At 68.2% G+C, this 8322-nt stretch carries 12 protein-coding genes; 1 reads left to right on the top strand and 11 read right to left on the bottom strand.

Annotation, left to right across the window (positions count from 1 at the left end; translation table 11 throughout):
• Nucleotides 1–25: 25 nt before the first annotated feature.
• From rpsK to infA, 4 genes are all read right to left on the bottom strand, one after another.
• Nucleotides 26–427, bottom strand: a complete 402-nt coding sequence (rpsK, locus tag JHD21_RS18355; protein WP_292678148.1) for a 30S ribosomal protein S11 — start codon at nucleotides 425–427, stop codon at nucleotides 26–28.
• Nucleotides 428–434: 7 nt separating this feature from the next.
• On the bottom strand, nucleotides 435–809 hold the full coding sequence (gene rpsM, locus JHD21_RS18350) for a 30S ribosomal protein S13 (protein ID WP_292678146.1): 375 nt from the start codon (nucleotides 807–809) through the stop codon (nucleotides 435–437).
• A 196-nt stretch (nucleotides 810–1005) separates the two neighbouring features.
• Entirely contained in the window at nucleotides 1006–1119 is a 114-nt protein-coding gene (gene rpmJ / locus JHD21_RS18345) for a 50S ribosomal protein L36 (RefSeq protein WP_004008316.1), read from the bottom strand.
• Nucleotides 1120–1149: 30 nt separating this feature from the next.
• Nucleotides 1150–1371, bottom strand: coding sequence for a translation initiation factor IF-1 (infA, locus tag JHD21_RS18340; protein ID WP_056599768.1), 222 nt, complete (start codon nucleotides 1369–1371; stop codon nucleotides 1150–1152).
• A gap of 341 nt (nucleotides 1372–1712) precedes the next feature.
• On the opposite strand from infA, the gene JHD21_RS18335 reads away from it, so the two are divergent.
• Nucleotides 1713–2462, top strand: coding sequence for a hypothetical protein (locus JHD21_RS18335; protein ID WP_292678096.1), 750 nt, complete (start codon nucleotides 1713–1715; stop codon nucleotides 2460–2462).
• 6 nt (nucleotides 2463–2468) lie between these two features.
• On the opposite strand, the gene JHD21_RS18330 is transcribed toward JHD21_RS18335, so the two are convergent.
• From JHD21_RS18330 to JHD21_RS18300, 7 genes are all read right to left on the bottom strand, one after another.
• The gene (locus tag JHD21_RS18330; RefSeq protein WP_292678094.1) at nucleotides 2469–3524 is read right to left on the bottom strand and encodes an LLM class flavin-dependent oxidoreductase; all 1056 of its coding nucleotides are present in this window, start codon (nucleotides 3522–3524) and stop codon (nucleotides 2469–2471) included.
• Nucleotides 3525–3580: 56 nt separating this feature from the next.
• On the bottom strand, nucleotides 3581–4600 hold the full coding sequence (locus tag JHD21_RS18325; RefSeq protein WP_292678092.1) for a hypothetical protein: 1020 nt from the start codon (nucleotides 4598–4600) through the stop codon (nucleotides 3581–3583).
• A gap of 9 nt (nucleotides 4601–4609) precedes the next feature.
• Complete coding sequence (locus JHD21_RS18320) at nucleotides 4610–5608, bottom strand: TerC family protein (protein ID WP_292678090.1); 999 nt, start codon at nucleotides 5606–5608, stop codon at nucleotides 4610–4612.
• A gap of 188 nt (nucleotides 5609–5796) precedes the next feature.
• The gene (locus JHD21_RS18315) at nucleotides 5797–6372 is read right to left on the bottom strand and encodes an adenylate kinase (protein WP_292678088.1); all 576 of its coding nucleotides are present in this window, start codon (nucleotides 6370–6372) and stop codon (nucleotides 5797–5799) included.
• Between the two features lie 13 nt (nucleotides 6373–6385).
• A complete protein-coding gene (secY, locus tag JHD21_RS18310; protein WP_292678086.1) occupies nucleotides 6386–7678 on the bottom strand; it encodes a preprotein translocase subunit SecY in 1293 nt (430 codons plus the stop codon).
• A gap of 104 nt (nucleotides 7679–7782) precedes the next feature.
• The gene (rplO, locus tag JHD21_RS18305) at nucleotides 7783–8223 is read right to left on the bottom strand and encodes a 50S ribosomal protein L15 (protein ID WP_292678084.1); all 441 of its coding nucleotides are present in this window, start codon (nucleotides 8221–8223) and stop codon (nucleotides 7783–7785) included.
• A 4-nt stretch (nucleotides 8224–8227) separates the two neighbouring features.
• Nucleotides 8228–8322 (bottom strand): uL30 family ribosomal protein (locus tag JHD21_RS18300; RefSeq protein WP_292678150.1); only part of this gene is annotated, 95 nt, incomplete at its 5' end.

Raw genomic sequence — 8322 nt, 5'->3', positions numbered from 1 at the left:
TGTCAGTCTCTCCTTCTGTCTCGGGTCAGACGCGCCGGCGCTTGGGCGGGCGGCAACCGTTGTGGGGGGTGGGCGTGACGTCCTGGATGGTGCCGACCTCGAGGCCGATCGCACCCAGGGAGCGGATCGCGGTCTCACGGCCCGAGCCGGGGCCCTTGACGAAGACGTCGATCTTCTTCATGCCGTGGTCCATGGCCCGGCGACCGGCGGCCTCGGCCGCCATCTGAGCGGCGAACGGGGTGGACTTGCGGGAGCCCTTGAAGCCGACGGTGCCGGCGGACGCCCAGGCGATGACCGCACCCGTGGGGTCGGTGATCGTCACGATCGTGTTGTTGAACGTGCTCTTGATGTGGGCCTCGCCCTGAGCGACGTTCTTCTTCTCCTTGCGACGGACCTTCTTGGCGGTCGCGCGAGTCTTGGGAGGCATCTCTAGATCACTTCGCCTTCTTCTTGCCGGCAACGGTGCGCTTCGGGCCCTTGCGGGTGCGAGCGTTGGTCTTGGTGCGCTGACCGCGGACCGGCAGGCCCTGGCGGTGACGGCGGCCCTGGTAGGAGCCGATCTCGATCTTGCGACGGATGTCGGCCTGGACCTCGCGACGGAGGTCACCCTCGATCTTGAAGTTGGTCTCGATCTCGTCGCGGAGCTTGACCAGCTCGTCGTCGCCCAGCTCGTGCACGCGGGCGTTGGGGTTGACCCCGGTCGCGGCGAGCAGCTGCTGAGCGCGGGTACGGCCGATGCCGTAGATGTAGGTGAGTGCGATCTCGATGCGCTTGTCGCGCGGGAGATCCACACCAACGAGGCGTGCCATGTTGGCCCTTCCTTGAAGGACAGAGTCCTTGCGTGGTTCGCAGCGGTGTCGGTCGTGATGCGTCCCCCCGCAGGGGGCTCCGGCCTGCTGCTCCGGAGGTGGGTTCGCCAGGTCGCCCTGGCTAGCGATCACGATGTGAGGTTGTTCAGTTGTGGTCCAGCGGTGGTTCTGATGTGGTGCTGAGCGCTGGGGCCGATCAGCCCTGGCGCTGCTTGTGACGCGGGTTCTCGCAGATCACCATGACGCGGCCGTGGCGACGGATCACCTTGCACTTGTCACAGATGGGCTTGACGCTCGGGTTGACCTTCATGTCGAAGGACTCGCTTTCGGCTGGGGCGAATTACTTGTAGCGGTAGACGATGCGACCACGGGTGAGGTCGTACGGCGAGAGCTCCACCACCACACGGTCCTCGGGGAGGATCCGGATGTAGTGCTGGCGCATCTTGCCGCTGATGTGGGCGAGCACCTTGTGCCCGTTGGCAAGCTCCACGCGGAACATGGCATTGGGAAGGGCCTCCACGACGGTGCCCTCGATCTCGATCACGCCTTCTTTCTTCGGCATGTCCTCCACAATCCGTTGCTTGCTTGGTTGTCTACCGTTGGCCCGGGAACCGCCGCCCCTTCGGGGCGTGGACCTCACGACGCCTGCTCGCACACCTCGCCGAGCGCTCGCGTCACGACCCTGGAGAAGTCGAGACGTCCGCGTCCGGGCAGCCGTGAGGCAGCGCAAGACAGGCCCATGTTGGGCCGACTGACCAGTTTAGGCAGGACCGGCCCGAAATACGAATCGAGGTCGCCGCCGTTTAGTCATTCTGGGGGATGTCCCTGGCGGGGACCGCCGGGCTTTGATGGGTGCTCTCGGCCGACGCTGTGATCGGCCCCGAGCCAGGGAGCCTCATCATCATGACCACCTCGTCCTCAGCACCGGCCCGGCGGGTCCGTGGCGCGCTCGCCGTCATCGGGGCGGCCGCCGTCATCGTGGGCGGCGTCAACGTCGTCGCCCACGCCGCCGACAAGGCCGACACCCTCCTCCTCGGCAAGACCAACAAGGCCGAGAAGAGCACCACGCTCAAGAACACCGGCAAGGGTCCGGCCCTCAAGCTCAAGGCCAAGAAGGGCCCCGCCCTCGCGGTGAACACCAAGGACCTGGTCAAGAACCTGAACGCGGAGCTCCTCGGCGGCAGCACCGCGGGGCAGCTCGAGCCGGGGGTGACCGCCCACGCGCTCGTCGCCACCGGGGCGGCGCTGCCCGAAGGGCCCAGCTTCCGTCAGTTCCAGCTCCCCGCCGGGACCTACCTGATGAACCTCAACCTGGCGGTGGACACCGACAACAGCGACTGGTTCGTCGGATGCCTGGCCTCCGAGGCCAGCGTGCTGACCGGGTCGGGGAACGTGTCGGGGGTTCACGTGGGCCTCAACATGAGCGTCGACTCCCCCGCCTACATCACCGACTCCACCCGGATCGTGACCCTCCCGACCGCCAGCAACATCGCCTTCGGGTGTGTGATGAGCACTTCGGACACCGAGCCCGTCACGGCGGCCGGCCCACCCACGCTCACCATCCGGCTGCTCTCCGGGGCGGTCGCGGGGACCAGCGCTCCGCTCGCCGTCTCGATCCGGCAGGCGCGCGAGGCGGTGCGGGCGGTCCGCTGACCGCGCTCAGGACCTGCCCGGCTCGGCCAGGAGGCGCAGGGTCTCCTCCCGGGCCGGGCTGCCGGCCGGGTCGGTGCCGACGTGCGCGGCGGCGACGGGGTGCACCATGACCTCGTCGACGGCGTACGCCGCCGCGAGCTCGGCGACCTGGGACCGGGCCTGCTCGGCCGAGCCGATCACCCAGCGGTCCCGCATCGCCGCGACCAGCGCCCGGTGCGGCTCCGGGAGCTCGACCTTCTCGGCCTCCTCCACGAGCAGCTGGGGCCCGAGCGGCTGGCCGGTGCGCAGGGCGACCATCATCAGCAGGTTGGGGAGCGCCCGGCGTTCGGCCTCCTCGGAGCTCTCGGCGACGACGGCGTTGACGGTGAGGAAGGTGCGCGGCTCCGCCAGCTCCGGCGACGGCCGGAACGTCGACCGGTAGAGCTCCAGCGCCTCGGCGGTGCCGCTGCCGGAGAAGTGGTGGGCGAAGACGTACGGCATCCCCTTCTCGGCGGCCAGCCGGGCCGAGTAGTCGGACGAGCCGAGGAGCCAGATGCTCGGCACGGACGTCGCGACGGGCGTGGCCCGGAGGGTGTGCCGGCGGCCGGCCACGCTGAGCGCGGCCCCGGACGGCTCCATCATCGTCAGGATGTTGTCGACGTACTCGGGGAAGCGGCTGACGGCCTCGTCGGTGACCCCACCCGCGCCGTGCCGCAGTGCGTAGGAGGTGACCGGGTCGGTCCCCGGTGCGCGGCCGATGCCGAGGTCGATCCGGCCCGGGTAGGCCGCCTCGAGCAGCGCGAACTGCTCGGCCACCACGAGCGGGGCGTGGTTGGGCAGCATCACGCCGCCCGAGCCGACGCGGATCCGCGACGTGGCCGCGGCGAGCATCGCGATGATGACCGGCGGGTTGGTCGACGCGATGCCCGGCATGTTGTGGTGCTCGGCGAGCCAGTAGCGGTGGTAGCCGAGCTCGTCGGCGGTCCGGGCCAGCGTCAGCGTCGCCGCGACGGCGTCCGCGCTCGTCTGGTCGGTGCGCACGGGCACCAGGTCGAGGACGGACAGCGCTGGCGAGGAGGTCACCTGGACACAACCACGGCGGTGGCGCCTGGCATTCCTCGACGGGTGCGGTCGACGCCCTACTCCACCGTCGTGCCGTCGACGAACGACGCCTTCGCCCCGAGGAAGAAGATGCCGGGGAGGGTCTCGAACCCGAGGCTGGGGTTGTCGCGCAGCGTGGAGCCCGACAGCGTCATCGACCCGGTGCGGTCGTTGGAGACGAAGAAGATGGCCCCACCGCCCTCGCGGGCCCGGTTGCCCTCCATCAGGGTCCGGTCCAGCCGAAGCGTGAAGGTGTTGCCGTCCAGGTAGATGGCGCCCCCGCTCCCGCCACCGGGGGTGCCGGGTCGGGCCGGGTTGGCGCCGCGGCCGATCGCCCGGTTGCCGCGGAAGACGCTGTCCTTGATCCGCCAGGACACCCCGATGCTGCTCAGCGCGGCGCCGTTGGAGCAGCGTCCGCGGGTGAAGGCGCTGCGCACGACCCGCACCGGCTTGGGGGACCAGTGGCTGAGCACCCGGATCGCCGCGCCTCCGAGATCGGGCCCGGTGCGGTCGCACCGGTTGCGGTCGAACTCCGAGTCCACGACCTTGAGCCGTCCGCCGCGGACGAACACCGCGCCGCCACCGCCGCCCTCGGCGGTCTCCCCCGTCGCGTCGCCCCGCTCGAACCGCAGGCCACGCAGCACCAGCAACGGGTCCTTCTGGTCCTGGCAGTGGTCGGTCGTCCACACCTGCTTCGGGTCGCAGGTGTTCTGGTACAGGATCCGGCGCTCGCCCTCGCCGCTCAGGGTGACCAGCCCACCCCCGTCGATCACCGTCACCGGGTTGGTGTTGACCACCTTCGCGGTCCTCCTCATCACGATGGTGACCGGGTCCGGCCCGCAGTCGAAGGTGATCGTGCCGCCCGCCTGCACCGCGCGGACGACCGCCCGGGACGTGCACGAGGCAGGGCTGCCGGTGCCCACGACGCGCTGGGGCACGGACCGCTCGCCAGCAGCCGTTCGGGTGTCCGCAGCGGCCCCGGCCCCGGGTGGCCCGCCGACGACCAGCGCGATCATCGCCGTCACCACAGCCAGCAGAGCCCCGGGACCGATCCTCATCGGACCAGGCTAGGGCGTGGTGTCGGCCGCGGCCCGAAGGCGGTCCCGTCGGTCCTTGGCCAGGCTCAGCACCGTGGTGACGCCCAGGATCCCGACGATCGCCAGCAACGAGACCCAGATCGGGATCTCCGGAGCCCACTCGATGTGGTTGCCGCCGTTGATGAACGACAGCTCGTTCTCGTGCATCGCGTGCAGGATCAGCTTGACCCCGATGAACGCGAGCAGCACGGCCAGCCCGTAGGACAGGTAGACCAGCCGCTGCAGCAGGTCGCCGATGAGGAAGTACAGCTGCCGCAGACCCATCAGCGCGAAGATGTTGGCGGTGAAGACCAGGTAGGGCTCCCGGGTCAGGCCGTAGATCGCGGGGATCGAGTCCAGCGCGAACAGCAGGTCGGTCATGCCGAGCGAGAGGACGACGATGAACATCGGCGTCCAGAGCCGCTTGCCGTTCTCCTTGATCGACAGCTTGACGCCGTTCCACTGGTCCGTGACCGGCAGGTGGGTCTGCGCGTAGGTGACGATCCGGGGCTGGTCGTAGTGCTCGCCGTCCATGTCGTCGTCCTTGGCGAGCTTCCAGGCGGTCCACACGAGGAACAGCCCGAAGAGGTAGAACACCCAGCTGAAGTTGTTGATCGCGGCCGCACCGACGGCGATGAAGATCCCGCGCATGACCAGGGCGATGACGATGCCGATCAGCAGTGCCGTCTGCTGGTACTGACGCGGCACCTTCAGCTTCGTCATGATGATGATGAAGATGAAGAGGTTGTCGATCGACAGCGAGTACTCGGTCAGCCAGCCGGCGAAGAACTCCCCGCCGTACTGCGCCCCGGAGAACACCCACACGCCGATCCCGAAGACGACGGCCAGCCCGATGAAGAACGCCAGGTGCCGCGAGACCTCACGCGTGGTCGGTTCGTGCGGACGCCGCCCGACCACGAACACGTCGACGAGCAGCAGGCCCGTCGTGAGCACGATCGTGATGGTCCAGACGAGGGGTGAGACATCCACTGGTGGGGCTCCTGTTGGTATGAGGGGACGGGGGACCGTCAGAGGTCTCTTCCGTCACCGGTGCCCGGAACGCACGGCGACCCACGGGTCCGGAACGCAAGCGTTCGTGCTGACGAGCCCGCAGCGAAGGAATACTCCCCTCTTCAGGGGAAGTCTCCCATGCGCCCGCGACGGCCGGGCTCGCGGTCTCAGCTCTCGATGACGCCGTTGAGGGAGTCGAAGATGCGCTGGGTCACCTGGTCGACCTCGCCCATGCCGTCGACCTCGTGGGTGAGCCCGCGTTCCCGGTAGATCGCGATCAACGGCTCGGTCTCCTCGGCGTAGACCTCCTGGCGCCGGCGGATGACGTCCTCGGTGTCGTCGGCACGCCCCTCGGTCTGGGCCCGGCGCAGCAGGCGCTCCACGATCTCGTCGCGGTCGGCGGTGAGGACGATCACCGCGTCCAGGCTGTGGCCGGTGAACGCGACCATCCCGTCGAGCTCCTCGACCTGGGCCAGCGTGCGCGGGTAGCCGTCGAGCAGGAAGCCCGCGACCGCGTCCGGCTCGTCGATCCGGTCGCGCACCATCAGGTTGGTGACCTCGTCGGGGACGTACTCGCCCGCGTCCATGTAGCGCTTGGCCTCGATGCCCAGAGGGGTGCCCTGGCCGACGTTCGCCCGGAAGATGTCGCCGGTGGAGATCGCGGGGATCTTGAAGTGCTCGGCGACGTACTTGGCCTGGGTCCCCTTGCCCGCACCGGGCGGACCCATGATCAGGAGTCGCATCGAGTTGCTCTCACTAGCGCAGGAACCCTTCGTAGTTGCGCTGCTGGAGCTGGCTCTCGATCTGCTTCACGGTGTCGAGGGCCACGCCGACCATGATGAGGATCGAGGTGCCGCCGAAGGGGAAGTTCTGGTTCGCGTCGATCAGCACGAGGGCGATCAGCGGGATCAGGGCGATCAGACCGAGGTAGAGAGCTCCTGGCGCAGTGATGCGGGACAGGACGTAGGACAGGTAGTCCTCGGTCGGCTTGCCCGCCCGGATCCCGGGGATGAAGCCGCCGTACTTCTTCATGTTGTCGGCCACCTCGTTGGGGTTGAAGGTGATCGAGACGTAGAAGTAGGTGAAGAAGACGATGAGCCCGAAGTAGAGGGCCATGTAGAGCGGGTGGTCACCCGTGACGAAGTACTTGCTGACGAACGAGATCCACTCCGAGTCGCTGTTCTGGTTGAACTGCACGGCCATGGCCGGGAGGTAGAGCAGCGAGGACGCGAAGATGACCGGGATGATGCCGGCCTGGTTGACCTTGAGCGGGATGTAGGTCGAGGAGCCGCCGAACATCTTGCGGCCGACCATCCGGCGCGCGTACTGGACCGGGATCCGGCGCTGAGCCTGCTCGATGAAGATGACGGCCGCCACGATGACCATGCCGATGGCGAGCACGACGCCGAAGGTCCACCAGCCCTGCTGCTGCCCGACCTGCCACATGGCGCTCGGGAAGGTGGCGACGACCTGGCAGAAGATCAGGATCGACATGCCGTTGCCGACGCCGCGCTCGGTGATGAGCTCGCCGAGCCACATGATGACCGCGGTGCCGGCGGTCATCGTGATGACCATGACCAGGAAGGTCTGGGTGCCGTTGCTGTGCAGCAGGTCCTGGTTGCAGTTCTGGAGCAGGTTGCCCGAGCGGGCCAGGGCCACGATGCCGGTCGCCTGGAGCAGCGCGAGTCCCAGCGTCAGGTAGCGGGTGTACTGGGTGATCTTGGTCTGCCCGGCCTGGCCCTCCTTCTTGAGGGCCTCGAGCCGGGGGATCACCACGACCAGCAGCTGCAGGATGATGCTCGCCGTGATGTACGGCATGATCCCGAGCGCGAAGATCGTCAGCTGCAGGAGCGCCCCGCCGCTGAACAGGTTGATCAGGTTGTAGATGCCGCTTTCCTGGTCGTTGAGGCACGACTGCACGTTGGCGACGTTGACCCCGGGCGCCGGGATCTGGGAGCCGGCCCGGAAGATCACGACGATCAGCAGGACGAACAGCAGCTTGCGCCGCAGGTCCGGGGTCCGGAACGCGTTCACGAACGCCTTCAGCACGAGATTGCCCTACCCCTTCAACCGTTTGACTCCCAGGCCCGATGGGGCCCGGGTCAGCCTAACAACACGCGTGTGCTGCCAGGTTGTCCTGCCTCAGGAACGCCTCAGACGAGCGTGGTAGTTCCGCCCGCGGCCTCGATCTTCTCCTTGGCGCTGCTGGAGAAGGCCTGCGCCGAGACGTTGACCTTGACCGAGATCTCGCCCTGGCCGAGCACCTTGACGGGCTCGTTCTTGCGGACGGCGCCCTTGGCGACGAGGTCGTCGACGGTCACGTCGCCACCCTCGGGGAACAGGTCGCTGATCCGGTCGAGGTTGACGACCTGGAACTCGACCTTGAAGGGGTTCTTGAAGCCCTTGAGCTTGGGCAGGCGCATGTGGATGGGCATCTGGCCACCCTCGAACGCCGCCGGGACCTGGTAGCGGGCCTTGGTGCCCTTGGTGCCACGGCCCGCGGTCTTGCCCTTGGAGGCCTCACCGCGACCCACGCGGGTCTTGGCGGTCTTGGCGCCCGGGGCGGGGCGGAGGTGGTGCAGCTTGAGTGTCATGTGACTAGTTCACTTCCTCGACCGTCACGAGGTGACGGACGGTGTGGACCATGCCCCGGATCTCCGGGCGGTCCTCCTTGACGACCACGTCGCCGATCC

Source organism: Nocardioides sp. (genome assembly GCF_016462705.1).
In the GTDB taxonomy this organism is placed as follows: Bacteria; Actinomycetota; Actinomycetes; order Propionibacteriales; family Nocardioidaceae; genus Nocardioides.
This window is presented reverse-complemented; position numbering and strand designations above follow the sequence as displayed.

What these genes read in the sequence shown, in the direction of transcription:
- rpsK (WP_292678148.1), bottom strand. Translation starts at nt 427, where the DNA reads ATGCCTCCCAAGACTCGCGCGACCGCCAAGAAGGTCCGTCGCAAGGAG.
- rpsM (WP_292678146.1), bottom strand. Translation starts at nt 809, where the DNA reads ATGGCACGCCTCGTTGGTGTGGATCTCCCGCGCGACAAGCGCATCGAG.
- rpmJ (WP_004008316.1), bottom strand. Translation starts at nt 1,119, where the DNA reads ATGAAGGTCAACCCGAGCGTCAAGCCCATCTGTGACAAGTGCAAGGTG.
- infA (WP_056599768.1), bottom strand. Translation starts at nt 1,371, where the DNA reads ATGCCGAAGAAAGAAGGCGTGATCGAGATCGAGGGCACCGTCGTGGAG.
- JHD21_RS18335 (WP_292678096.1), top strand. Translation starts at nt 1,713, where the DNA reads ATGACCACCTCGTCCTCAGCACCGGCCCGGCGGGTCCGTGGCGCGCTC.
- JHD21_RS18325 (WP_292678092.1), bottom strand. Translation starts at nt 4,600, where the DNA reads ATGAGGATCGGTCCCGGGGCTCTGCTGGCTGTGGTGACGGCGATGATC.
- JHD21_RS18315 (WP_292678088.1), bottom strand. Translation starts at nt 6,372, where the DNA reads ATGCGACTCCTGATCATGGGTCCGCCCGGTGCGGGCAAGGGGACCCAG.
- rplO (WP_292678084.1), bottom strand. Translation starts at nt 8,223, where the DNA reads ATGACACTCAAGCTGCACCACCTCCGCCCCGCCCCGGGCGCCAAGACC.